A 25,431-nucleotide genomic window follows, 5' to 3' on the forward strand; every position below is an offset into this window, starting at 1 on the left:
TCACGGACGGCCGTCGCCCCGACGGCCGGACGCGCGACTGTCCCGCCGGACGCGCGACTGCCGCGGCGGTCGGACGCCCCACGCCCCGTGGCCCCGCCGTCCCCGGCCCCGCCGTCCTGCGGCCGTGCGTCGCCGAGGGCCCGCCGCTCAGGACAGCGGTGCCGTCGACTCCCGGATGACCACCCGGCCGCGCGCCGTCTCGATCCCCGAGCGCCGCGCCCCGCCGATCGCGAGGAACAGGGCGTGCGCGGCCGCCCGCCCCACCTGTTCCAGGTTCATGTCGACGCTGGTCAGCGGCGGGCGTGAAGAGGCCGTCAGGACCTGCCAGTTGTCGAAGCCCATCACCGCCACGTCCTCCGGCACCCGATGGCCGCGCTCCCGCAGGACGTCCATGACGCCACGGGCTATCTGGTCGCTGCCGCACAGCACGGCGTCGAGATCGGGATGCCGGTCCAGCAGGAGTGCGGTCGCCGCCCGACCCCAGCCCTCCGACCAGGCGCCGAACCGCGGTTCGCCGACCGGCGCGAGACCGGCGTCGGCCAGCGCGGCCAGCGCGCCCTCGGCCCGCTCCCGCGCCGCGAGGTACCCGGGGTCGCCGGTGATGTGCGCGATCCGGGTCCGCCCGCAGGCCAGCAGGTGCTCCACCGCGATCCGGCCGGCGCCGACGCTGTCCGGGACGATGGACAGATCGGCCGGATCGTCCGACGGCGCGTACGCGTAGACCACGGGAACGGGCAGCTCGCGCCCCAGCGACGGGCGCGGGTCGGTCCGGCTGCCCACCACGATGAGGCCGTCGACCCGGCGCCCCAGGAGCGCCCGGACATGGTGCTGCTCGCGGATCGCGTCGCCGCGGGCGTCGCACAGGAACACGGCGACCTCGCCCGCGCCGAAGGCGTCCTCCGCACCCATCAGTATCGGGATGCTGAAACGGCCCTCGAGGTCGCTGGTGAGCAGCCCCACGGTGCCCGACCGCCCCACGAGCAGTCCGCGGGCCAGCTGGTTGGGCCGGAAGGCCAGCCGCTCGGCGGCCTCGATCACCCGCTGCCGGGTCTCGGCGCGCACCTGGCTGCGGCCGTTGAGCGCCTTGGACGCGGTGGCGATGGACACCCCGGCCAGCCGGGCGACGTCGCTGAGCGTGGCGGGGTGCGAACGAGAGGTGCCGGGGGCCGGTGTCATGGGGATCTCCTGTCGCGCGGCGCGTGAGTAAACCGTACGCGAGTTGTTTCGGCCCGGGCCCCGCCGGAACGATGTCACAGGTTTCGGCGGATCCCCCAATACCGCTTGCTGCAGGGGGATTGACGAGCTGTCAGTCCGGTCTTAGCTTTCAGAAAGCCTTTTCGGTTCCTTTCCGTTCGAAGAGCCCACATTAGGGGGATCGTCATGGGGAGCACGACCGGACCACGTGGACCCGTTCGCAGACTCGCCGTCGGCGCCGTCGCGTTCCTCGCCGCCGCGAGCCTGATCACGGCCTGCGGATCGGGGGACGGCGACTCCGCCGGCGGATCCGACCGGCCGGCCGACGCCAAGGGCCTCGACGACGGCGCCACGCTGACGATGTGGACGCGGGCGGCCACCCGGCCGCAGAGCGAGGCCCTGGTCAAGGCCTACAACGCCAGTCACAAGAACAAGATCGAGCTGACCGTCGTCCCCACCGACGACTACCAGGCCAAGGTGGGTGCCGCGGCCGGCTCCCACGACCTCCCCGACCTCTTCGCCTCCGACGTGGTGTTCGTGCCGAACTACACCACCAGCAAGCTCTTCGCCGACCTCACCGAACGCATCGACGCCCTGCCGTTCGCCGCGAGCCTGGCCCAGTCGCACATCAAGGCCGGCACGTACGAGGGCAAGAAGTACGTCGTGCCGCACACGCTGGATCTGTCGGTGCTCTTCTACAACAAGGATCTCTACCGGAAGGCCAAGCTCGACCCCGAGAAGCCGCCCGCCACCCTCGCCGACTGGGACCGGCAAGCGCGGGCCGTGGACGCGCTGGGCGGCGGCGTCGACGGCACCTTCTTCGGCGGCAACTGCGGCGGCTGCGGCGTCTTCACCTGGTGGCCGTCCATCTGGGCCGGGGGAGAGGAGGTCCTGAACAAGGAGGGCACCGGGGCCAACCTCGACTCCGCCACCGCGAAGAAGGTCTACGACACCTACCGCGGATGGGTGAAGGACGACATCGTGGCCCCCGGCGCACGCGACGAGACCGGCGCCACCTGGACCGGCGTCTTCCCCAAGGGCAGGGTCGGGGTCATGCCCATGCCGTCGACCACGCTGGGCCTGATGCCCAAGAACCTGGACCTCGGCGTCGCACCCATCCCCGGACCCGACGGCGGCAAGTCGACCTTCGTCGGCGGCGACGCCGTCGGCGTCTCGGCCACCAGCAAGAAGGTCGACCAGGCCTGGAACTTCCTCGCCTGGTCACTGGGCGACGACGCCCAGGTGAACGTGGTCGCCGCGCACAAGGACGTCGTGGCCCGCACCGACCTCGCCGCCAACAAGCACTCCGCCGCCGACCCGCGTCTTGTCGCCATCAACCAGCTCGTCGCCGACGGTCGCACCCCGTACGCCCTGAAGTTCGGCCAGACCTTCAACGACCCCAACGGGCCCTGGCTGTCCCTGATGCGCGACGCGGTCTTCGGCGACGGGGCGTCCCTCGAGAAGGACAACAAGGCCGTCAGCGCCTCCCTGGCCGACTGACCCGGCACGACGACCCACGACATCCGACGCGCCCCACGGCATCCCACGGCACACCACGACGCGAGCGCACGGAACCCGGCACGACACGACGGGCGCACGGAACCGGCACAGCACACGCGGACGAACGGCCGCGGACGAACGGCGCGGGCGCACGGCACGGACGAACGGCACGGGCGCACGGCGCGGGTGCACGGCACGGACGAACGGCGCAGGCGCACGGCCGACCGGTACGGCGCGGGTGCACGGCCGGACGCCGCGCGCCCGCACGACCCCTCCCCACCGCACACGGCAGAGGAGAGCCATGCAGGTCAAGGCGCCCGACCGGGCGACCGCCGAGCACCCGCCCCCGACGCAGCGCCCCGCCCGCCGCCCCCGGACCGCCGCACCGCGCCGGCACTCCCGAAGGATCCAGGGCCTCGGGTACGCCGCCCCCACGGCCGTCTTCGTCACCGTGTTCTTCCTGCTGCCCCTGCTGCTGGTCGGGCAGATGTCCCTCGAGGACTGGCCGCTGCTCGCGGGGGACCAGGGCGCCAACGCCCCCGAGAACTACACCGACGTCATGGACAGCACGCTGTTCTGGCCCGCCGTCCGCTTCACCCTCCTCTACACGACCATCGTCACCGTCGTCCTCCTGGGGCTGGCCCTCCTGCTGGCCCTGCTCGTCCAGGAGTCCCGCCCCGGCGCCGGCTTCTTCCGCACGGTGTACTTCCTGCCGGGAGCCGTCGGCCTGGCCTCGGCCTCCCTGCTCTTCTGGGGCCTGTACAGCCCCACCACCGGACCGCTCAGCAGCATCCTCGAACGCCTAGGCCTCGTCGACGACCCGGTGTCCTTCCTCGGCACCCCCACCTCCGCCCTGCTGTCGACGGTCTTCCTCGTCGTCTGGAAGTTCGCCGGCTTCTACATGCTGATCCTCCTCGTCGGCCTCCAGCGCATCCCGCACGAGGTGTACGAGGCGGCCCGGATGGACGGCGCGAGCCGCGGCCAGACCTTCCGCTCCATCACCCTGCCGCTGCTGCGCCCGTCCCTCGCCCTGTCCCTGCTGCTCTGCGTCACCGGGTCACTGCTGGCGTTCGACCAGTTCTTCGTCCTCACCAAGGGCGGACCCGACAACAGCACCGTCACCGTCGTGCAGCTCATCTACCGCGAGGCGTTCCAGCGGCTGAACCTCGGCACCGCGGCCGCCCTGTCGATCCTCGTGCTGGGCGCGCTGCTCCTGCTGAACGCCGTGCAGTTCCGCGGTCTGCGCCGCTCCGACGAGTCATGACCCCCGCCGCCTGGAGAAGGGACACCACGGTGCTCACCCGAGCGCTCGGCCGGACGCCCTATTACGTCGTCGCCGGAGGACTGGCCGTCATCTTCCTCTTTCCTCTGCTGTGGAACGCCTGGGCGTCGGTCAGCGCCCAGCCCGGCACCGCGCAGGAGTCCGGCTACGGCCTCGGCAACTACCGCACGCTGCTCGACTACGACGCCGGGCTGTGGCGCTACCTCGGCAACAGCACCCTCGTCTCCCTGCTCACGGTCGCCCTGACACTCGGGGTCTCCCTGCTCGGCGGCTACGCCTTCGCACGCTTCGAGTTCCCGGGCAAGAACCTGCTGTTCCTGCTGACGCTGGCGATCCTCATGGTTCCGTACGCCACCCTGCTCATCCCGCTCTACGTGCTGCTCGGCAGGCTCCATCTGCAGAACTCGCTGCTCGGGCTGAGCCTGGTGCTGGCGATGTTCCAACTGCCGTTCGCCACCTTCATGATGCGGATCTCCTTCGAGGCGGTGCCGCGCGAACTGGAGGAGTCCGCTCTCGTGGACGGCTGCGGCACGGCGGGGGCACTGCGCCGCATCCTGCTTCCCGCGGTGCGGCCCGGGCTGATCACCGTGGGTCTCTTCGCCTTCCTGGCGGCCTGGAACGACTTCATCGCGCCGCTGATCCTCATCTCCGACAGCCAGAAGGCCCCGCTGCCGCTCGCCGTCGCGAACCTGCGGCAGCAGAGCATGGGCGCGGTCGACTACGGCGCCACCGAGGCCGGGGTGGTGGTCCTCGCCGTCCCCTGCCTCCTGCTCTTCCTGCTGCTGCAACGGCACTACGTACGGGGCTTCATGTCCGGCGCGCTCAAGGGCTGAGGCGCCGCCCACCCCGAACATTCTTGACGGGCAACCGAAAGGACGAACCGAAGGCATGAACTGGTGAGGGAGAACACGACGCGGTCAGCCGTCCTGCCGGTGGCCCCGAGCCGGGGCCGGCTGCGGCCACTGGGTCTCGACGAGGTCCGGATCACCGGGGGCTTCTGGGCCCGGCGCCGACAGATCAACCGGGCCGCGACACTCGATCACTGCCGCGACTGGATGGAACGCGTCGGCTGGACCGGCAACTTCCGCGCCGCCGTCGAAGGCCGGATCCACCGGGACCGGCGCGGCCGCGAGTTCGCCGACTCCGACGTCTACAAACTGATCGAGGCCATGGCCTGGGAAGCCGGCCACGGCTCCGGCGCCGCCCTCGACGCGCAGATCGCCGCACTCACCGACACCATCGCCCCCGCCCAGGAACCGGACGGCTACCTCAACACCGCCTTCGGCCGTCCCGGTCAGCAACCCCGGTACAGCGACCTCGAATGGGGCCACGAGCTGTACTGCTACGGGCATCTGATCCAGGCGGGCGTGGCCCAGATGCGGGCCCGCGGCGAGGGCGAGCTGGCGAAGATCGCCCGGCGCGCCGCCGACCACGTGTGCACGGCCTTCGGTCCCGGCGGCATCGAACGCGTCTGCGGACACCCGGAGATAGAGACGGCCCTGGTCGAACTGGCCCGGGCCACCGGCGAGCAGCGCTATCTCGACCAGGCCGCGCTGTTCGTCGACCGCCGCGGCCGGCACACCCTCGCGGAGACGGAGTTCGGCCGCGCCTACCACCAGGACGACGTGCCCGTCCGGGAGGCAACCGCGCTGCGCGGCCACGCCGTACGCGCCCTCTACCTCGCGGCCGGCGCCGTCGACGTGGCGGTGGAGACCGGCGACGACGCCCTGCTCACCGCCGTCGTCCGGCAGTGGGACGCCGCGGTCGCCCGGCGTACCTACCTCACCGGCGGCATGGGCTCCCACCACCGGGACGAGGCCTTCGGCGACGACTTCGTGCTGCCCCCCGACCGCGCCTACTCGGAGACCTGCGCGGGCGTCGCCTCCGTGATGCTCAGCTGGCGGCTGCTGCTCGCCACCGGCGAACCGCGCTACGCCGACCTCGCCGAGCGGACCCTGTTCAACGTGGTGGCGACCTCCCCGTCCGAGGACGGCCGGTCCTTCTTCTACGCCAACACCCTGCACCGACGCCGCCGCGGCACGGTGCCCGCCGCCGACGCGCAGAGCCCGCGCGCCGAATCGAGCCTGCGCGCCCCCTGGTTCGCGGTGTCCTGCTGTCCGACCAACGTGGCGCGGACCCTGGCCCTGCTGCCGGCCTACCTGGCGACGGCCGACGACGACGGCGTCCAACTGCACCAGTACGCCGACGCCGAGCTCGCCACCTCCCTCGCCGGCGGCCGGGACGTCGCCCTGCGCGTGCGCACCGACTACCCGTCCGGCGGCAGTGTGACCGTACGGATCGACAGGTCCCCGGAGCATCCCTGGACCCTGTCGCTGCGCGTGCCCGCATGGGCGGCGGGCGCCGATGCCGCACTGGTCGACCCGGACGGGGTGCGCCGTGCCGTCACGCCGGGCACGGCCGCCGTCACCCGGCGTTTTCGGCCCGGCGACGAGATACGGCTGGACCTGCCCGTGACCCCGCGGTGGATCGCGCCCGACCCCCGCATCGACGCCGTACGCGGCACCGCCGCCGTGCAGCGCGGGCCGCTCGTGTACTGCGCCGAGTCCGTCGACCTCCCGCCGGGGCACGAGGTCGACGCCGTCCGGGTGAACCCGTCCGTCCCACCGCAGGACGGGCCGGAAGGCACCGTCGTGGCGTCCGGCGCGCTGGTCGCGGCGCCGGACGCACCGGCGGCGGAGTCCGGCAGGGCCGGGGAGGCGGTCGATCCCGCAGCCGCAGACACAGCCGGTCCCGCAGCAGCAGGCGCGGCCGCAGACACGGACCCGGACGGCGGCGGGCAGGCCGAGTCCGACGCCGACACGCGGTGGCCGTACGCACCGCTGGAGGAGGCCGCCGCACCGGCCGGCGAGCGTGCCGACATCGTCCTCGTGCCCTACCACTCCTGGGCCAACCGCGGCCCCTCGACGATGCGCGTGTGGCTGCCGACGACGCGACCGCCGACCGAACCGCCCGGGAGGTAGACGTGCGCGGGCCGGGCACAGTCGTGCGCCGCGGGACCTGCCGCGCCGGCGCGCGACCCCGGCGCGCACCGAACCGGCGTCGGCACCGACACGACGCGCCCCCGTTCCCGGCGACCTCCGCGCCGGCCATGACGTCCCCACCGTCCGAACCGACCACCCACGCCCCCACGATGGGAGTCCGAGCATGTCCCAACCCCCCTCTCGCCGCGGTCTGTTGAGACTGGCCGCCGGGACCGCCGCCGCGGCGCCGCTGCTGCACGCGACACCCGCGGCGGCCCGTACCGCCGCCCGGCCCGCCTCGGCGACGACCGCGTCCCACGCGCCCGTCGGCGGCATCGTCCCCGCGGCCGCCCCCACCGCGGCCCCGGCGCCCGTGCCGCCGACCTGGGCCGTCCAGCCCTTCGCCCTGGACCGGGTGACACTCGGCGACGGCCTCTTCCGGCGCAAGCGCGACCTGATGCTCGGCTACGCCCGGTCCTACCCGGCCGACCGGATCCTCGCCGTCTTCCGGGCCAACGCGGGGCTCGACACCCGCGGCGCCCGGCCACCGGGCGGCTGGGAGACCTCCGACGGCAATCTGCGAGGCCACTACGGGGGTCACTTCCTCACGCTCATCGCCCAGGCGTACGCCGACACCCGTGAGGCCGCGCTCAAGACCAAGCTCGACTACCTGGTGACCGCGCTGGGCGAGTGCCAGGCGGCGCTGGCCGACCACGGCTCGCCGAAGCCGAGTCACCCAGGCTTTCTGGCGGCCTACCCGGAGACCCAGTTCATCCTGCTGGAGAGCTACACGACCTACCCCACCATCTGGGCGCCCTACTACACCTGCCACAAGATCATGCGCGGGCTGCTCGACGCGCACACCCTGGCGGGGAACGCGCAGGCGCTGACCATCGCCTCGAAGATGGGCGACTGGGTGCACAGCCGCCTCGGCCGGCTGCCGAAGGCGCAGCTGGAGCGCATGTGGTCGATCTACATCGCCGGCGAGTACGGCGGGATGAACGAGGTGATGGCGGACCTGTACGCGCTCACCGGCCGGACCGAGCACCTCGCCGCCGCCCGCTGCTTCGACAACACCACCCTGCTGGACGCCTGCGCCGACGACCGGGACGTCCTGGACGGCCGGCACGCCAACCAGCACATCCCCCAGTTCACCGGGTACGTACGGCTCTTCGACCACACCGGTGAACAGGAGTACGCGGCCGCGGCACGCAACTTCTGGGGCATGGTCGTGGGTCCGCGCACCTACAGCCACGGAGGCGCCGGCAAAGGGGAGATCTTCCGGGCCCGCGGTGCGATCACGGCCACCCTCGGCGACGACAACGCCGAGACCTGCGCGACGTACAACATGCTCAAACTGAGCCGTCAGTTGTTCTTCCACGCGCCGGACGCCGCCTACATGGACTACTACGAGCGCGGCCTGACCAACCACATCCTGGCCTCCCGCCGGGACACGTCCAGTACGACCAGCCCGGAGGTCACCTACTTCGTCGGCATGGGCCCGGGGACGGTGCGCCAGTACGACAACACCGGCACCTGCTGCGGCGGAACCGGCATGGAGAACCACACCAAGTACCAGGACTCGGTGTACTTCCGCTCGGCCTTCGGGGACGCGCTGTACGTCAATCTCTACCTCGCCTCGACACTGCGGTGGCCGGAGCGGGGGCTGGTCCTGGAGCAGACGAGCGCCTACCCGGCCGAAGGCGTCCGCACGCTGACGTTCCGCGAGGGCGGCGGCGGCCTCGATCTGAAGCTCAGGGTCCCCTCCTGGGCCACGGCGGGCTTCACCGTCGCCGTGAACGGGGTCGCGCAGCAGGTGCAGGCGGTCCCCGGGAGTTACCTCACGCTGCGCAGGGAGTGGCGGCGCGGCGACCGGGTCACCGTCTCCGCGCCCTACCGTCTGCGCGTCGAACGGACGGGGGACGATCCGTCCGTGCAGTCGCTCTTCCACGGGCCGGTCCTGCTGGTCGCGCGGAGTCAGGCGACGGACTTCCGGCAGTTCTCCTTCTACAAGGACTTCACGCTGCGGGGCGATCTGGCCGACGCGGTCCGCCCCGAGGGCCGTCCGCAGTACTTCACCACGCACGGGCTGACCCTGGCCCCGTTCCATGTCGCGGACGGCGCCCGCTACCACGCCTACTTCAGGCGCGTGGAGCCGGTCGTCGTCTTCGGCACGTCCGACTCGGGGGTGCCGAACCGCTCCCGCGGCGACGGCCTGACCTTCCTCGACGTCCTGTGGCAGCAGGCGCCGTTCGCGACCTCCGCCGAGTTCCTGGCGGCGGTGCGGTCCCTGGCCGACGTCTGGCAGGCCGAAGGCCGGTTCACGGGGGCCGAACGGGACCGCGTCGTCGCGGCCGCGACCGCCGCGAACCTGCGCCGCTGACGGCACAGCCCACCGCGCAGGGCCGGCCGATGGCACGCCTGTGGCTCGAGGGACGGCCTGTCCCTCGAGCCACAGGCGTGCCTGCCCACCGCCTCACCGCCCACCTCCTCGCCACCTGTCACACCCTCCGCCCCCACCCCTGGCTTCACGGAACGTACACAACCCCTTCGGCGAACTTTAGGTTTCAAGCGCTACTCTCGTCGGCAGTCCGAGCGACCGGATCCCCCGACCGTGGCGCTCGTATCCCCCCATGCTCAGGAGACTCGCGTGCGCGACGGCGACGTAGTGGTGATCGGCGGCGGCTATGCGGGCGTCCGCCTGGCGAAACGGCTGGACGCCACGGCCCGGGTCACGCTGGTCGACCGCAAGGACGTGTTCTTCCACCGCATCGCCTCGCTCCGCGCCGGCGTGCGCCCGGAGTGGTCGCTCACCCCGTTCATCCCGTACGACCGGCTGCTGCGCGACGGCCGGATCGTGGTCGGCAAGGCGGTCCGCATCGACACCGCCGAACGGCAGGTCGTCCTGGCCACGGGCGAGCGACTGCCCTACGACGTGGTGGTGATCGCCACCGGCGCCGACTACCCCGAGCCGGCCCGCTTCACCGGGACCACCGCAGAGGAGACGCTGAAGACGTTCGCCGGGCACCAGCGTGACGTCGCCACCGCCGACCATGTCCTCGTGGTGGGCGGCGGCCCCTCCGGCGTCGAGCTCAGCGCCGAGATACGCCTGGCCCGCCCGGACGCCCGGGTCACCCTCGCGCACTCCGGGCCCGCGCTGCTGCACGCCACGGGCAGCGAACGGGCCGGCCGCAAGGCGCAGGCCTGGCTCGAGTCGCACGACGTGGAGGTGCGTCTGGACTCGTTCATGTCCCGTGGCAACGACTTCGGCACCTACCGCGACGCGCACGGCGGCGTTCTCGAAGCCGACCTCTCCTTCTGGGCGACCGGCACCACCCCCAACACGCTGTGGCTGCGCCTGGCCGGACTCGGCGACTGGCTGAACCCGGCCGGACACGTCAAGGTCGACCGCAGGCTGCGGGTCGACGGGTGGCCCGACGTGTTCGCCGTCGGCGACGTCAACGACGCGACCGAACTCAAGATCACCCCTGCCGCGCTCGCCCAGGCCGACCTCGCCGCCCACAACATCCGCGGCTATCTGCAGAGTCCGGGCAGGCACCGCCGTGAGCCCCGCATGTACCGGCCGCTCCAGCGCACGCCGCTGATCGTGCCCTTCGGCCCGACCGACGGGCTGACGCTGCTGCCCGTGCCGGGCGGCGAGAGCGCGGTGCTCGGCGGCCGTACCTCCGTCCTGGCCAAGGCGAAGACCCTCATGACCCCGTACATGCGCCGGCAACTCGGCTACACCGCCACCTGACGGCCGTCCACCGGCACCGCCGCACGGTCCCGGCTCCCTACGTCTCGCCGTCCACGTCCCCTCGCGGCGGTGCGGGCTCCTGCAGGAGAGGCAGGGCGTCGAGGTACTCGGGCGGGTGGTCGAACGCCCGGGTCAGGGTGCCGAGTCGGGGCTGGAGACTGTGGGTGAGGGCGTCGACGGCGGCCGGGAACCCGTGCACGTGCTGCGGTTCGATGTGGCCGTCGGCGAGGAGTATGCCGGTGTGCGGGGCGAGGTGGGTGAGCAGGTACAGCGAGGTGACCTCGGTGAGGAGGCGGCGGGCCGGCTCGTGGGTGGCGCCGGCCAGGGCGGCGAGGAGGGCGTCCGCGGCCTGCAGCCTGATGTGGGTCTGAGCCTTCAGCAGGGCGGGAGCGGACGCGGTGTTCCAGCGGGCCTGCGGGTCGTGCGAGGGCCCGTGGCGCAGGGCCAGGTGTGCCTGGTCGTGGAAGGCCTGTTCGGCGCGGGCGAGCAGGTCGCGCAGGTGATGGGGGTCGGTGAGGACCGGCGGGCCGGCGTCGGGGGCCGGCCGGGTCGGCGGGTGGTGGAGCAGTTCCGCGGCCGCCTTGGTGGTGATGAGGAGGTTGTCGCCCTCCGCCGTGATGGTCCCCTCGATGTAGTCGGAGAAGCCGGCGAGGTGGTTCGCGGGGAGCAGCCCCTGCGCGCCGCAGCGCTCCCGCGCCTCGAGCGCGATGGTGCGCGCCTCCCAGGTGATCCAGGCCTTGGCGAGCGCGATGAGACGTTCGAGGTGGGTACGGTCCGCGGTGTCGGAGCTGTTCCATCGCGCGGTGAGCGAGCGGTGCAGCAGTGTCATCGCGTAGACGGTCGCGACGCCCTGGAGCAGCCTGCTGTGGTGGGTGCGATGCGTGTTGATGGGCAGCCGCTGACCGGGCCGGGCTCCGCTGACGTGCCGCTGGTCGCCGTAGCGTACGGCGATGGCCAGTGCCGCGCGTGAGGCGCCGACGGCCGCGGCGCTCATGCACAGCTTGCCGACGGTGACCCGGGAGATGGAGGTGAGGAACCGTTTGCGGCGGTTGCCGAGGCTGCTGGTGAGGACGCCGTCGGGACCCAGTCGTCCGTGGTCGCCCTGGAGGAGGGCCCGGCGCGGCAGGGGGAGGTGGTCGAAGGAGGTGAGGCAGTGGTCGACGGGGGCGTTGGGACGCAAGGGGAGCGGCGTGACGGTGATGTGGGGGAGCGGCCCGTCATGGTCGGTGAGCGGGGTCAGGAAGAGGAACACCCCGTGGTCGCGGTCCCCGACGAGGAGGCGTGCGGCGACCACGGCGCTCTTGGGGCCGCCCAGCGAGCTGGTGTTGGGCATGAACTTGGCGGCGCCGGGGTGCGGGGTGTGCAGGAGGAACCCACCGGTCTCGGGGTCGAGACGAGCGGTGGTCTCGAGCGCGAAGGCGTCGTTGCCGTGGTCGACCTCGGTGCACAGGAAGGTTCCGGTGCGTCGCAGCGCCGTGAACTCGGTCAGGTCCCTCGACGGTTCGTCGTCGTGGTCGAGGAGGCTGCCGAGGAAGAGGTTGTAGTGGATGCTGGCGACGGTGGTGAGGCCGCCGCCCCCGTCGACGATGGCGGCCCACTCGTGCAGCGCGGTGAGCAGGGCGGGGTCGGTCGCGAGTGACGCGGGGTCGGCCAGCAGGTCGTTGACCAGACGCAGCCAGGCGTAGGACTGGGCGGCCCGCTCCTCGGGGGTGACGCCGGGCCGGTGACGGAAGTCGTCCCGGGCGATGAGACGGCGCCACGGGGTGTGCACGCGCTCCCGTTCGCCGTCCTGGTCGAACAGCAGCCGGGTCAGCTCGCGGACGGTCGCCGCGTCGCCGGGACCGGGGCCGTCGGCCGCGCCGGGGAGGGGGCGGGGATCACTGCGGTGCGGCCCTGCGGGGCGCTCTGCGCCGTGGAATGCCAGAAGCGCCATGACCACTCCCCGTTGTCGCGGATCCGCACACTGGTACGTCTGGTTGCGCCGTCCGCAAAAAGATACGGACCTACCGGTTTTCTCATCAAGTCGGAAACCGGCAATCCGACCGGCCGCCGATGGCGTGTTTTGAGGGGTGGGTGGCCGGGGGAGCGCGCTCGTGGGGGGCGGGGCGAACTCACCGTGCAGGTCCGGCCGTTGTGGGTTCGAGGGCCGCGCAGGACGGATTGTCGGCCGGGCGCGGGTGCGGCGGTGGACAGGTGGTGGCGAGGTGGCAGCAGTCAGACCTGTCGGTATATTTTCGAGCCGGATTCGCCGGAGCTACCTCGGAGGTGGAGCGTGGCGCTGCAGGAACGGGCCGTCCGGACGAGGCGGGCCGTCCTCGTCGCGGCCGCGGCGGTGTTCGCCGAGGTGGGGTACGAGGCTGCGACGATCTCTGAGATCCTCGCCCGGGCCGGCGTGACCAAGGGGGCGCTCTACTTCCACTTCTCCTCCAAGGAAGAGCTTGCGCAGGCCGTGCTGGCCAGCCAGCTGGACGCCGTCCCGGCCGTGCCCGCACGGGAGTTGCTGCTGCAGCAGGGGCTGGACGAGGCGTTCGTCCTGGCGCATCTGCTGTCGGTGGGCGATCCGCTGGTCCAGGGAAGCATCAGACTGACCGTGGACCAGGGGGCGCCGACGGACGGGCTGGACCGGCGCGCGCCGATGAACGGCTGGATCGCGCACAACGCGGATCTGCTGGGGCGGGCGAAGGAGCGCGGCGAACTGCTGCCGCACGTCGATGTGGCGGCCGCCGCGCGGATGTTCGTGGGCGCGTTCACCGGGGTCCAGGTGCTCTCCAAGATCATGACGGGGCACGCGGACCTGCCGGAGCGAGTGGCGGACCTTCAGCGGCATCTGCTGGCCGGGGTCGCCGTGCCGGCCGTCCTGTTGCAGCTGGACACGTCCGCCGACCGGGGCGCCCGAGTGTACGAGGAGGCCGCGCAGGCCAGTTGGCCGACGGGGCAGCCCCGGGCCGCCGGATGACCGGTGCCGCCCGGTCCCGGTGAGGGCCGTCCGGCGGGGCGGGCGTGAGCGGGTGGGCTCCGGTAGGGCAGGCGCATGCGGGACGGTGGTTGAGGGCGGGGCGGCAGGGGGAGGGGTCCGGGCGAACGGTTGTCCAAGGGTGTGGTCCCGCGTCCCCGGCCGAGAGGTGGGGCAGCGCCCCTGTCTTCCGACCACGCGTATGCCCACAGTGCAGGACCGACCCCGGGAGTTCGAGATGGATACGAAGGCCTGCCCCTACGCCCTGGACGTGACCGGGCGCGATCTCGCCGGCGAGGCGGCGATGCTCCGGGCCGAAGGCCCGGCCGTGCGGGTGGAGTTGCCCGGGGGTGTGATCGCCTGGGCGGTGCTGCGGCAGCGCGAGGTGGAGCGGCTGCTGACCGATCCCCGGGTGTCGAAGGACGCCCGCCGGCACTGGCCGGAGCTGATCGAGGGGCGCATCACCGAGGAGTGGCCGCTGTACCCCTGGGTGATCAACGAGAACATGCTCTTCGCCTACGGCGCCTCGCACACCCGGCTGCGCCGGCTGGTGGCGGGGGCGTTCACCACGCGGCGTTCGGAGGCCATGCGGCCACGGGTGGCGCAGATCGCGGCCGAACTCGTCGACGGGCTCGCGGCGAACCGGCCGGGGGAGCCCGTGGACCTGCGAACCTCGTTCGCGGAGCTGCTGCCGATGCGGGTGATCTGCGAACTGTTCGGGGTGGCGCAGGGCGAGGACACCGACGCCCTGTGCGCGGCCCTGCACACGGTCTTCGGGACGACGATCAGCGGCCGGGAGATCGAGGCGGCCCGTCTGGAGGCCTTCGTACGGCTGTCGGAACTGGTGAAGGCCAAGCGCGCCGAACCGGGCGACGACCTCACGTCGTTGCTGATCCAGGCCCGTGACCAGGAGGACCGGCTCACCGAGGAGGAGCTGCTGGGCACCCTCTTCCTCATGATCGCCGGCGGGCAGGACACCACGGCCGCCCTGATCACCAACGCGGTCGGCGCGCTGCTGCGGTGGCCCGAGCAGCTGGAGCACGTCCGGACCGGCCGGGCGACCTGGCAGGACGTGGCCGCCGAGACCATGCGGGTCCACACCCCCGGGGCCTACTCGCCGATGAGGTTCGCCGTCGAGGACATCGATCTCGACGGCGTGCTGATCCGCAAGGGCGAGGCCATCCTCGTCAACTTCGCGGCGGGGGGCCGGGATCCGGAACGCTACGGGCCGCACGCCGAGCGGTTCGACGTCCTGCGCAAGGACCGCGACGGCCTCGGCTTCGGCCACGGGCCGCACCGCTGCCTGGGGGCGCCGCTGGCGGCAGTGGAGGCGGAGAGCGCCTTCGCCGCGCTCTTCGAGCGCTTCCCCCGTATGGAACTCGCCTGCGCGCCGGACGAACTCCTGCCGTTGCCCAGCTTCCTGATGAACAGTTACCGATCGCTTCCCGTCCGGCTCGCTCCCGGCCAGGCCTGAACCGGACATCGTCCCTTCGGTGTCGACGGCCGACGGGCAGGGGCCGTGGGCCGTGGGCCGAAGATACCGAACGCACGGTTTACTTCGGCGGCGCTCCGGTGGGATGCTCTCCCCGTTTTGCCGGACGCAGGACGCGGACCCCCGTCGTCCATGCAGGCTGGGGAGGAAGACCTGATGGTCAAGCAGGCTCGGGCGGTCCGCACCCGCCAGGCCCTTGTCCTGGCGGCGGCCGAGGTGTTCGCCGCCGAGGGGTACGCCGGAGCGTCCCTGCCCGCCATCAGCGAACGGGCGGGGGTGAGCAACGGCGCCCTGCATTTTCACTTCGCCAGCAAGCACGACCTGGCGTCGGAGGTGGAGAGAGCGGCGGCGGACGGTGCGCAGCGCCTCGCGGAACGGTGCCGCGGCCGTGCCGACACGTTGCTGCAGTCGCTCGCGCACACGGCTTGCGGACTGCTGCTGGCGGTGGTCGCCGACCCCGTGATCCGGGCGGGGTTCCGGCTGAGCGGTGATCCCTCGCGCAAGGACGGAACGCGGCTGCTGCGCTGGTGGCAGGCGTGGGTGCGCGAGCTCGTCGCGCAGGCGCAGCGCGAGGGGGAACTCGCGCGGGGCGTCTCGGCCGACGTGGCGACGACCGTGATCGTGGCCGCGACGGCGGGCTTCGAGGTGATGGGGGCGGCGGACCGCGACATGCTCTCCGTGGAGCGCGTGACGCAGCTGTGGACGTTCGTCATGCCCCGGCTGGCGGACTCGCCGGACCACGCCACGACGACACCGCAACCGCGGACGCCGAGGGAGCAGCCGGTCGACTGACGGGGTCAGGCACGCTCCGCCGGCAGACCCTCACACGTGCACCGCCCCGGGGGGAGCGGAGTCGGCATACGCCCTGGTCGTCACCGGCATCGGCGGGCAGCTCCTCGACGCGCACCGGGCCCGCACGGGCTGCCGTCGCCTGACTCTCCGGTGAGGCGATAGCCATGCCTGCGCTAATATTCTTTACCGAGTGCTTACATTTGGCCGGGCGTCGACGCGTTCGGCCGTGGAGCGACGGCCGGCGGTCCGGCCACCGACGTGAGGGAGGGCGTGCCATGGGTCGAGTCATCCCCGTGCGCGTCGACAACGCCGCTCGCGACCGCGTTCCCGATATCGGCGGTACCGGCCCGGGCGACGCCCCGCAGCGCTGACGCGTACGTCCGTCCGCCCGCACGCCGGGGTCCGCACCACCCGCGGCCGGTACTGCCCGCACGCGAAGCCGCTCTCCGCCCGGCGCGCCCTTCGGCCGCCAGGACGAACCGCGCACCCCGATCCCGCACACCGGCCGCCCCCCTCGGCGTCCCGGCAAGGAACCGCCTCGACGCCGCCGGCGCCGGCCCGCCCGATCCGTGCGGCGCCCGGGGCGGCGAGCGCACCGTCCGCGAAGTCCGCGCTCCTCACGGGCACCCGAACGATCCGCCCTGCTCCCGCAGGCCCGGGGCGCCGCCGCGCGCCCCGCGACCACAGCACACACGCACACCGCCGATCCCGACCGACGCGCCACCACCGATCCCGACCGACGGAGGACAGACGCCCGTGCATGACACCACCGCCCTGCTCATCGAACTCGGGGCGATCATCCTCGCCCTGGGCCTGCTGGGACGCCTGGCGGGCCGGGTGGGCTTCTCGCCCATACCGCTGTACCTGCTCGCCGGGCTGGCCTTCGGCCAGGGCGGCATCCTGCCCCTGGAAGCGAGCGAGGAGTTCATCGCGACCGGCGCCGAGATAGGGGTCATCCTCCTGCTGCTTCTGCTCGGCCTGGAGTACAGCGCCTCCGAACTCGTCACCAGCCTGAAGACCCAATACCCCTCCGGCGCGGTCGACTTCGTGCTCAACGCCGTCCCCGGAGCGGTCGCGGCCCTGCTGCTCGGCTGGGGGCCGGTCGCCGCCGTGGCGCTGGCCGGCGTCACCTGGATCTCCTCCTCCGGAGTCATCGCCAAGGTCCTCGGAGACCTGAGCCGGCTGGGCAACCGCGAAACCCCGGTCGTCCTCGGCATCCTGGTCATGGAGGACCTCTCCATGGCCGTCTACCTGCCGATCCTCACCGCCCTGCTCGCCGGCGTCAGCCTCGCGGGCGGCGCCGTCACCCTGCTGATCGCCCTGGGCGCCGTAGGGGCCGTCCTGTACGTGGCGCTGCGCCACGGCCGCCTGATCAGCCGCGCGGTCTCCTCCGACAGCGCCGAGATGCTGCTGCTCGTCGTCCTCGGCCTCACCCTTCTGATCGCCGGCATCGCCCAGCGCCTCCAGGTCTCCGCGGCCGTCGGCGCCTTCCTGGTCGGCATCGCCCTGTCCGGCGAGGTCGCCGAGGGCGCCAGCAGTCTCCTCACCCCGCTGCGGGACCTGTTCGCCGCGGTCTTCTTCGTCTTCTTCGGACTGCACACCGACCCCGCGGCCATTCCGCCCGTCCTCTTCCCCGCCCTGGCCCTGGCCACCGTCACCACCCTGACGAAGATCGCCACCGGCTACTGGGCGGCGCGACGTGCCCGGATCTCGGTCAAGGGCCGCTGGCGGGCGGGCGGAACGCTGGTCGCACGGGGTGAGTTCTCCATCGTCATCGCCGGACTCGCGGTCGGCGTCGAACCGCGCATCGGACCGCTGGCCACCGCGTACGTGCTGATCCTGGTCATCCTCGGGCCGCTCGCCGCCCGCTGGACCGAGCCCCTCGCCGGCCGTCTCACCGCGTCGCGGGCCGCCCCCGCCGAGGTGGCGGCCGAGGCCATCGGCGGCGCCGGCGACTTCGCGGACTCCGGGAGCGCCGGGACCACGGGGGCCGCCAGGGCGGTGCCCGCGCGCCGCTGAGGCGACCGTGCACGGTTGAGGCGACCGCGCGCTGTCGAGGCGACGGCGTGCCGCGAGACGGTGCCACCCCCCGGACGGCGGCGTCCGCGGGCGACAGGGAGATAATCCGCAGGCGAGCACGTCCTCGCCGAACGGGGAGGCCATGACCGACCGCAGCACGTCCGAGCCCTACCTCGACGGCTTCCAACGGATGCTCGCCGACGCCGTCGGCACCGGCCGCCGTCTCACCCGCGAGGAGGTCGAGTCCCGGCGGGAGCACGGCGCCTGGGCCGCCGAAGCCGGACACGACTGGCGCAGCCTCGTCCGGGCCCACCTCGTCGCCGGCCGGGAGGGCTGGCCGCGGGGGGCCGACCCGGCCGGCGTCCTCACCGTCGTCGAACAGGCGCTGGACGCGTTCGCCGACGGCTACGAGAACGCGCAGCGTCTCGTGATCCGCAAGGAGGAGGCCGCGCGCCGCGAGTTCATCGACGACCTGCTGCACGGGCGCGGGGACCCGGGACAACTCGCGGCGCGCTCCGAGCGGTTCGGGCTGCGCCTGTCCCGCGCGCACGCGGTCGCGGTGGCCGAGGGACCCGTCGAGTACGACGAGACGGACCCCGTCCCCCGCCGGGTGGCCGACGAACTCTTCGGCCGCTTCGAGCACCGCCGCATCCTGTTCACCACCAAGCACGGCCGGATGGTTTGCATCGCCCCCGGCGACCAGGACGAGGTCCTCACCCACTTCGCCAAGCACGCCTACGCCGCCGCCCTGGGGCAGATCCAGGTCGCCGTCGGCCGCCCGAGACCCGGACCGGTCGGCATCGGCCACAGCTACGAAGAGGCGCTCAACGCCCTGGACGTGGCCCAGCGCATGGCCCTCGACGAGCCCCTGCTGCGCGCCGCCGACCTGCTCGTCTTCCCCGTCCTCGCCCGGGACCGGCAGGCCCTGGTCGATCTGGTCCACAGCATCCTCGGGCCGCTCGAACGGGCCCGCGGCGGTGCGCAGCCGCTGATCACGACCCTGACGGCGTACTTCGACTCCGGCTGCGTGGCGGCGGCCGCCGCCCGGCAGCTCTCGCTGAGCGTGCGCGCCCTGACCTACCGGCTGGAGCGCGTCCACCATCTGACCGGCGCCGACCCCGCGGACCCCGGCCACCGCTACACACTGCAGACCGCGGTCATCGGCGCCCGACTGCTCGACTGGCCGACCAGACCGTTCCTAGAGACTGAGCGGGAGTGGCCGGCCTGAGCGGTCCCCGAACGCGGAACGCCGTCGGGCTCACTCCCGTTCGAGGATCGCCGCGGCCGCGTCCACGCCCTCCCGGGTGCCGATCACGATCAGGATGTCCCCGCCCGTCAGCCGGAAGTGGGGGGTCGGCGACGGGATGGCCTCGGCACGGCGCAGCACCGCCACGATCGAGACACCGGTCTCGGTCCGCATCCGCGTCTCCCCGAGCAGCCGCCCGTTCCAGTGCGACGTCGCCGTCAGCGCGACGCGCTCCGCCACCAGACCCAGCTCGGTGGTCGACAGCAGGTTGGGACTGTGGTGCGTCGGCGTCATCGCGTCGATGAGCGCCGCCGCCTCCCCGGAGGTCAGGCGCACCGACAGCGCGCAGTCGTCCGGATCGTCCTCCTGGTAGGCGTTCAGCGTCCGGGCTCCGTCGCGATGCGCGACCACCGAGATACGGCGCTGCTCCCGTGTGGTCAGGTCGTAGCGGACGCCGATGCCCGGCAACGGCGTACTGCTCAGGCGCGGAGCCCCCATGACTGCCCCCAGTCCGGTTCAAGCGTGCTGCGATCGTTGTCGGCCCAGCCTAGGCGCTGGCGGGCCCTCCTTCGGGACGGGCGTGCTCATCGTCGCCGACTTCTGCGTCGGGGACGGCCGAAGCCGGGCTCGGCGCACCGGTGGCCGGATGGGAGAATCCGTGTTCAGGTCCACGCTGCCGTGGGGCCGGCGCACCGCCCGCCGGCGTCCCTTCGGCACGGGGCCGGAAGGAGGCGTGGAACGTGATCGAGTGGGTGTGCCTCAGGCAGGGCACCAGGCCCGTACCCCAGCCCGTCGCGACTCCTCTGGTGTGGGCCACCGCCTGCGTCGGCGCGCTGACACTGGTGACGGTGCACAACATGCTCGTGGGCTCGGACCGCCCCGGGCTCGCGCTGGCCGCGCTGTCCCTGCTGGCGGGCCTGCTGGGGCTGTGCGCCCGCTTCACCGCCGCCCCCGGCACGGCCCTGCTGTGCTGGCTGACTCTCAACGGCTTCGCCGTCCCGCCCGCCGGCACCCTGACCTGGACCGGCCACCGTGACACCTTCTGGCTGACCTGCCTGTGCGCCGCGACCCTCGTCGGCACGGCGGCCGCCAGGATCGGCCATGCCCGCGCCGCCTACCGTCGTCTCGCGTCCGCGGTCACCACGCCTGCGGACCCGGAGGACGAGCCCGACATGCTGTGATCCGCGGGCGGGCGGCCCGAGGTCAGGACCGGGCACGCACCTGGCACGCATCCGGCACGCGCGGAACGCCGGCCCCACCGGCCCCACCGGCCCCCACCGGTCCGGCCGGCCCCCACCGGTCCCGGCCGGCCCCCACCGGTCCGGCCGGTCCCGCCGGCCGGCATCGATTCCTCGCCCGGCGCCATCGGGCACGGACGCGCGGCGGACCGTACCGACTGCCGACCGCCACCGGGTTTCCCGGGCTTTCGCTGCTCACACGTGCTGCCGGGGCTGCCGGGAGGCGCGTCAGGGGTGTAGAGGGGCTTGAGGGGCGTGTGTGTGGAGCAGCGGCGAGTGGGCACTCAGTGGGGCGGATAGTCGCGCCCCGTCCCGGGAGCGCCCTGCCGAACGGAGAACGCGATGACGGCGGAAGCATGGGCGCCGACGGCGCCGGCCCGGGCCTTCACGCCGCCGGGTGTGTACACGCCCCAGTGGGACACCCGGCTGCTGACGCGTGCCCTGTCCCGTGAGGACCTCGGCTCCGCCACGGAGGTGCTGGACCTGGGCACCGGCTCCGGAGCACTCGCCGTTGAGGCCGCACGACTGGGAGCCCGGGTGACCGCCGTCGACATCTCCCGGCTGGCCGTGCTGACCGCCCGGTTCAACGCGCTGCTGGCCGGCCAACGGGTCCGCTGCCGCCGGGGCGACCTCACCGCCGCCGTGTCGGGGCGCTCGTACGACCTGGTCGTGAGCAACCCGCCTTATGTGCCGTCGCCCGCCCTGCCACGCCGCGGTCTGGCGCGGGCCTGGGACGCGGGTCGGGACGGGCGCGTGTTCATCGACCGGATCTGCGCCGAGGCGCCCGCCGTCCTCAATCCCGGCGGCGCTCTGCTGCTCGTGCACTCGAGTCTGTGCGACACCCGGGCCACCCTGCGGCGACTGGCGGACGTCGGGCTGCGCGCCGCGGTCACCGACCGGGCCACCGTGCCGCACGGCCCGGTGCTGCGCTCCCGCCACCGGTGGCTCGTCCAGCAGGGCCTGCTGACGGGCGGCGAGCGCGGCGAGGAACTGGTGGTGGTCCGCGCCGAACGTGCGTGACGCCCGTGCGACGCGGGGGGAGAGACGCGACGCGAGAGGAGTGACGCAGGGGGAGTGACGCGTCGGGAGTGTCACGACGCGCAGGGTCTTGGGGACGTCTCGGGCCCGGTCGTCAGCCGGAAGCCGACACCACGCACGGCCTGGATGGTCAGGGCGTCCCCGAACTTGTGCCGCAGGGCGTAGACATGGGTGTCCAGGGTCTTGGCGGGGCCGAACCGGTGGGCGTCCCAGACCGCGAGGCTGCACAGGAGGTGCGGGATCACACTCAAGGCCGGGCAGTCCGGGGCGACTTCACCTCGGTCGATGCCGCGCCGGAGGATGGCGTTGAGGTCGTCGATGGCCGGGTTGAGCATCACCTCTCCCAGGGTGCGGCGGAGTTCGGGATTGTCGTAGATCGCGTGGCCGACGCCGAGTCGCAGTGCGACGCCACCCGCGACCGTCCGGTCGTCGGCCAGGCGGCCAGCGGGTACAGGTCACCGCGCAGCGAACCGGTGTCGATCGTGTCGATCTTCGTCGGTCGGCGGAACTGCAGGGCCGCGAGGACCAGTTGCGGCTTGCCTCCCGACTGGCGGTGGTGCACCCTCCCCTCGAGCGAAACGAAGTCGTTCTCTTGGGTGGGATCGGCGAAGCCGTGACGCCAAGGGAACGGCATCGTTTCCTTTGTGACGTGGGTCACAAAAATGCCGGTGGTTTCCTGGCGTCACGGCTCCCGAGGAGAGGTGTCGAAGTACGGCGTCACCAGCCTGTCAGCAGCAGATGGTTGAGGAGCAGCGCGAGCACGGCCTGCGCGGCGAGCCACGGCCGGGGCCGGGGAAGGAGTGCGCCCGCGGCGAGCAGCCACTGGGCGAACGGCAGCCAGATGCGCTCGGTCTCCGCCTTGCTCATCCCGGACAGGTCGGCGATCAGCAGCGCGGCGAACGCGGCGGCGACCAGCAGGGCGAGACGGAAGTCGGGGGAGGCGCCCCGCACGTCCACGAGCTGCGCTCGGGACCGGGGAAACGCGCCGCCGGCACGTCGCAGAGCGGCCACCGTGGCCGGACCCACGATCAGGACCGTGCAGGCGAGGTTGGCCCACACCCAGTAGCCGTAGGGCCGGACACCTCCGGCGCCCTGGTAGTAGCGGTGGACCAGCAGCCGGTACGCCTCCCACCAGTCGAAGCCCGCGAGAGTGAACGCGAGCGGCACGACGGCGACTCCGGCGAAGGCGTACGGCAGGGGCCGCAGTCGTCCCGGGCCGCCGAGCAGCAGGACGGCGGCCGCGATCACGGCGAAGAGGGTGAGGCCGTAGGAGAGGTAGCAGGTGAGTCCGAAGAGGAGACCCGCGGCGAAGCCGGTCTGGCGCGGCCGGTGTCCGCTGACCGCGAGGGCGAGGAAGGCGACCGTCCAGGCGGCGACCGCCGTGAAGTAGCCGTCGGCGGAGGTTCCCGTCCACACCGCGGCCGGCGCCAGCGCCAGGAACGGCGCCGCCCGGCGGGCGAGGCCCTCGCCCACCAGCGTTCGCACGGTGACGAGGACCGCCACGCACGCGGACCCGCCGACGGTGATGCACCAGACCCCGGCCCAGCCTCCGCCGCCGAGTCCCACCCGGTCGAGCAGGACGAAGGTGAGCGGCGCCGCGGGCGGGTGGCCCGCCACGTGCGCGGGCCAGTTGTCGGGGGACTGGAGCAGGATGTGGTGGGTGAAGTCCCGCAGGGCGGCCGGGATGTCGTGGAAGCGGTCGATGACCCGCAGATACTCGTGCCGGGTCGTGAGCCGGCCGGCGATCCCGCGCTGCCAGCCGTCGACGAGCGCCAGGGACCAGATCCAGGCCAGCGTGGCGCCCCACGTCGACCAGAGCAGCGTCCGCCACCGCAGCCGGGCCGCGACGGCGGGACCGTAGGCGACGACGGCGACCGCGACGACGATCGCCGCCGGGGTGCCCGGTCCGATGTGCGGCTGCCAGGTGGCCGACAGCGGGGGCCAGTTCACCCGCAGGGTGCCGTGCTCCCGCTCGATCGCGGTGCCCACCAGCACGGCGGCTGCGACGAGCAGAGCGGCAGCCGCCGTCGCGCCCAGGTCACGGAGATGATCACGATTCACAAGGGGAACGCTAGGCCGCGAAAGGCACGCCGACACCGCCGCGCCCGAGGACGTCAGAGTTTCGTCATGTGTCGAAGGCTCCGTCGCCCGGTCTGCCCGGCCTACGGTCGGCGCATGTCACGGTTGCCCACCCCGTCGTCCCTGTCCGCATCCTCCCGCCTGCCGACCTCTCCCCGCTTCTGGCGCAGCCCGCTGCGCGGGCCGTGGTTCACCTCCGTCCTCGGTGTCGTGCTGCTCGGCGGGATCACCGTGCTGTTCGTGACGGGGCTGCTCTCGTACGCCGCGTACAACCCGGATCTCTCGCCGGTCAATGACAAGACCCCGGACAAGGGACTGCTCGGCTTCTACCTCTTCGCGTGGCCGACGGATCCGACCTGGCTCTACCGGCTCAACCAGGGCGTCCATGTCACGCTCGGCATCACGTTGATCCCCGTGCTGCTGGCGAAACTGTGGTCGGTGATCCCCCGGCTGTTCGCGCTGCCGCCCGCGCGTTCGCTCGCCCACGCGCTGGAGCGCCTGTCGCTGCTCCTGCTGGTCGGTGGCGCGCTGTTCGAGTTCGTCACCGGCGTCCTCAACGTCCAGCTGGACTACGTCTTCCCTGGTTCGTTCTACCCGCTGCACTTCTACGGGGCGTGGGTGTTCTTCGCCGCGTTCGCCGCGCACGCGGTGCTGCGCGCACCGGCCGCCGTCCGTAATCTGCGCCGACTGCGGCACGAGACCGACGGCCCCAGGGACGTACCCGACGGCCCCAGGGACGTACCCGGCGGCCCCCGGGACGTGCCCGACGGCCCCCGGGACGAGACCGGCCGTGCGGCGGAGGTCTCCCTGGTGGCGCCGCGTCCCGTGGAGCCCACGGTGACGCGGCGGGGAGCGCTGTGGCTGGTCGGCGGCGGTTCCCTGCTGCTTTTCGCCACCACGGTGGGCCAGAGCTTCGACGGGCTCGCACGGTGGACGGCGCTCCTCGCACCGCGTGGGGGCGCGGATCCGGGCAGCGGGCCCGGCGGCTTCCAGATCAACAAGACGGCCGCCGCGCGGGGGATCGCCGCTGCGGAGACGAGCGCGGACGTGTGGCGGCTGACCGTCGTCGGGCCCGCGGGAACCGTCCGCTTGAGCAGGGCGGAGCTGCTGGACCTCCCGCTGCACAGCGCGGCGCTGCCCATCGCGTGTGTGGAGGGCTGGTCCACCTCCGACCAGTGGTGGCGGGGCGTGCGGCTGCGCGATCTCGCCGCACTGGTCGGTCACGACGCGGACACCGCCCCCGACGTCCTGGTGGAGTCGCTCCAGCGGAGCGGGGCCTTCCGCCGGGCGGCGCTGCGCGCCAATCAGGTGCGCGACCGGCGCTCCCTGCTGGCCCTGGACGTCAACGGCGAGCCGCTGACCCCCGACCACGGCTTCCCGGCCCGGATCATCGTGCCCGCGGCGCCCGGCGTGCTGAACACGAAGTGGGTCGCCCGGCTGACGTTCGGCGAACTGTGAGGACGTCGACGAGGCGAGCCGTGAGGACAGCCACGAGGCGAGCTGTGAGGACCCCGGTGAGGAGACACCTGTGAGGCGATCTGTGAGGCGATCTGCGAGGCGACGCGGTGCGGCGGCGGGCAGCCGTGCGCCCCGTGCGAAGACGACCCGGGCCCTGCGCGGGGAGGTCATCGGCAGCCCGTTCACCCTGCTGCTGCTGGCCTGCTCGTTCGCGCTGGCCGGATATGCGGGGGTGCGGCTGCTGACTGACGACTGGTTCGCGGTGGCCCTGTGGTTCGTGGGCGCGGCGCTCGTCCATGACCTGGTGCTGCTGCCGCTGTACGCGGCGGCCGACCGCGCGGCCGTGGGGTCGCTCGCCTCGGCCGGCCACCGCGCGTGGGCCCTGTACCTGCGGGTGCCGGC

General features: G+C 72.9%; 19 protein-coding genes and 2 pseudogenes. 14 read left to right on the plus strand and 7 right to left on the minus strand.

The window, feature by feature from the left end; translation table 11 throughout:
• Positions 1-147: 147 nt before the first annotated feature.
• Positions 148-1,176 (minus strand): LacI family DNA-binding transcriptional regulator, encoded by a 1,029-nt coding sequence (locus QA802_RS39095; RefSeq protein ID WP_334533250.1) that lies wholly within the window; start codon positions 1,174-1,176, stop codon positions 148-150.
• A 204-nt stretch (positions 1,177-1,380) separates the two neighbouring features.
• Between QA802_RS39095 and QA802_RS39100 the strand changes: the two genes are divergently transcribed.
• From QA802_RS39100 to QA802_RS39125, 6 genes are all read left to right on the plus strand, one after another.
• Positions 1,381-2,694 (plus strand): ABC transporter substrate-binding protein, encoded by a 1,314-nt coding sequence (locus tag QA802_RS39100; protein WP_334533253.1) that lies wholly within the window; start codon positions 1,381-1,383, stop codon positions 2,692-2,694.
• Between the two features lie 301 nt (positions 2,695-2,995).
• A complete protein-coding gene (locus QA802_RS39105) occupies positions 2,996-3,958 on the plus strand; it encodes a carbohydrate ABC transporter permease (RefSeq protein WP_334533256.1) in 963 nt (320 codons plus the stop codon).
• A gap of 29 nt (positions 3,959-3,987) precedes the next feature.
• Positions 3,988-4,809: a carbohydrate ABC transporter permease gene (locus tag QA802_RS39110; RefSeq protein ID WP_319169323.1), complete on the plus strand. Its 822-nt coding sequence runs from the start codon at positions 3,988-3,990 to the stop codon at positions 4,807-4,809.
• Positions 4,810-4,872: 63 nt separating this feature from the next.
• The gene (locus QA802_RS39115) at positions 4,873-6,957 is read left to right on the plus strand and encodes a glycoside hydrolase family 127 protein (RefSeq protein ID WP_334533259.1); all 2,085 of its coding nucleotides are present in this window, start codon (positions 4,873-4,875) and stop codon (positions 6,955-6,957) included.
• 184 nt (positions 6,958-7,141) lie between these two features.
• Positions 7,142-9,340 (plus strand): beta-L-arabinofuranosidase domain-containing protein, encoded by a 2,199-nt coding sequence (locus QA802_RS39120; RefSeq protein ID WP_334533261.1) that lies wholly within the window; start codon positions 7,142-7,144, stop codon positions 9,338-9,340.
• A 267-nt stretch (positions 9,341-9,607) separates the two neighbouring features.
• Positions 9,608-10,714 (plus strand): NAD(P)/FAD-dependent oxidoreductase, encoded by a 1,107-nt coding sequence (locus QA802_RS39125; RefSeq protein ID WP_334533263.1) that lies wholly within the window; start codon positions 9,608-9,610, stop codon positions 10,712-10,714.
• 37 nt (positions 10,715-10,751) lie between these two features.
• On the opposite strand, the gene QA802_RS39130 is transcribed toward QA802_RS39125, so the two are convergent.
• Complete coding sequence (locus QA802_RS39130) at positions 10,752-12,647, minus strand: acyl-CoA dehydrogenase family protein (RefSeq protein WP_334533265.1); 1,896 nt, start codon at positions 12,645-12,647, stop codon at positions 10,752-10,754.
• 339 nt (positions 12,648-12,986) lie between these two features.
• Here QA802_RS39130 and QA802_RS39135 point away from each other — a divergent pair, with 339 nt between their 5' ends.
• From QA802_RS39135 to QA802_RS39155, 5 genes are all read left to right on the plus strand, one after another.
• Positions 12,987-13,670, plus strand: a complete 684-nt coding sequence (locus QA802_RS39135; RefSeq protein ID WP_319169218.1) for a ScbR family autoregulator-binding transcription factor — start codon at positions 12,987-12,989, stop codon at positions 13,668-13,670.
• A gap of 235 nt (positions 13,671-13,905) precedes the next feature.
• The gene (locus QA802_RS39140; protein WP_334533268.1) at positions 13,906-15,141 is read left to right on the plus strand and encodes a cytochrome P450 family protein; all 1,236 of its coding nucleotides are present in this window, start codon (positions 13,906-13,908) and stop codon (positions 15,139-15,141) included.
• A 174-nt stretch (positions 15,142-15,315) separates the two neighbouring features.
• Positions 15,316-15,951, plus strand: coding sequence for a ScbR family autoregulator-binding transcription factor (locus QA802_RS39145; RefSeq protein WP_334533270.1), 636 nt, complete (start codon positions 15,316-15,318; stop codon positions 15,949-15,951).
• A 756-nt stretch (positions 15,952-16,707) separates the two neighbouring features.
• Positions 16,708-17,970 carry a cation:proton antiporter gene (locus QA802_RS39150; protein WP_334533272.1) on the plus strand — a complete coding sequence of 421 codons (1,263 nt, stop codon included), beginning with the start codon at positions 16,708-16,710 and terminating at the stop codon, positions 17,968-17,970.
• Between the two features lie 142 nt (positions 17,971-18,112).
• On the plus strand, positions 18,113-19,198 hold the full coding sequence (locus QA802_RS39155; protein ID WP_334533275.1) for a PucR family transcriptional regulator: 1,086 nt from the start codon (positions 18,113-18,115) through the stop codon (positions 19,196-19,198).
• 30 nt (positions 19,199-19,228) lie between these two features.
• Here QA802_RS39155 and QA802_RS39160 read toward each other — a convergent pair whose 3' ends face one another.
• On the minus strand, positions 19,229-19,714 hold the full coding sequence (locus QA802_RS39160) for a cation:proton antiporter regulatory subunit (RefSeq protein ID WP_334533278.1): 486 nt from the start codon (positions 19,712-19,714) through the stop codon (positions 19,229-19,231).
• Between the two features lie 242 nt (positions 19,715-19,956).
• Between QA802_RS39160 and QA802_RS39165 the strand changes: the two genes are divergently transcribed.
• Positions 19,957-20,397 (plus strand): hypothetical protein, encoded by a 441-nt coding sequence (locus QA802_RS39165; RefSeq protein ID WP_334533281.1) that lies wholly within the window; start codon positions 19,957-19,959, stop codon positions 20,395-20,397.
• A gap of 399 nt (positions 20,398-20,796) precedes the next feature.
• The gene (locus tag QA802_RS39170; RefSeq protein WP_334533284.1) at positions 20,797-21,474 is read left to right on the plus strand and encodes a HemK2/MTQ2 family protein methyltransferase; all 678 of its coding nucleotides are present in this window, start codon (positions 20,797-20,799) and stop codon (positions 21,472-21,474) included.
• A gap of 71 nt (positions 21,475-21,545) precedes the next feature.
• Here the strand turns inward: QA802_RS39170 and QA802_RS39175 are convergent.
• The 4 genes and pseudogenes from QA802_RS39175 to QA802_RS39190 all read right to left on the minus strand — a co-directional run.
• Positions 21,546-21,710: pseudogene (locus QA802_RS39175) on the minus strand (helix-turn-helix domain-containing protein); the annotation flags it as partial.
• 51 nt (positions 21,711-21,761) lie between these two features.
• Positions 21,762-21,869 (minus strand): annotated as a pseudogene (locus QA802_RS39180) (TetR family transcriptional regulator); the annotation flags it as partial.
• Entirely contained in the window at positions 21,827-22,126 is a 300-nt protein-coding gene (locus tag QA802_RS39185) for a hypothetical protein (RefSeq protein WP_334533287.1), read from the minus strand. The pseudogene QA802_RS39180 and the gene QA802_RS39185, both read right to left, overlap by 43 nt.
• Before the next feature lie 83 nt (positions 22,127-22,209).
• Positions 22,210-23,553 (minus strand): hypothetical protein, encoded by a 1,344-nt coding sequence (locus QA802_RS39190; protein WP_334533290.1) that lies wholly within the window; start codon positions 23,551-23,553, stop codon positions 22,210-22,212.
• 114 nt (positions 23,554-23,667) lie between these two features.
• Between QA802_RS39190 and QA802_RS39195 the strand changes: the two genes are divergently transcribed.
• Entirely contained in the window at positions 23,668-25,029 is a 1,362-nt protein-coding gene (locus QA802_RS39195) for a molybdopterin-dependent oxidoreductase (protein ID WP_334533292.1), read from the plus strand.
• The last annotated feature ends 402 nt before the right edge of the window (positions 25,030-25,431 follow it).

Source organism: Streptomyces sp. B21-105, from assembly GCF_036898465.1.
Lineage (GTDB): Bacteria > Actinomycetota > Actinomycetes > Streptomycetales > Streptomycetaceae > Streptomyces.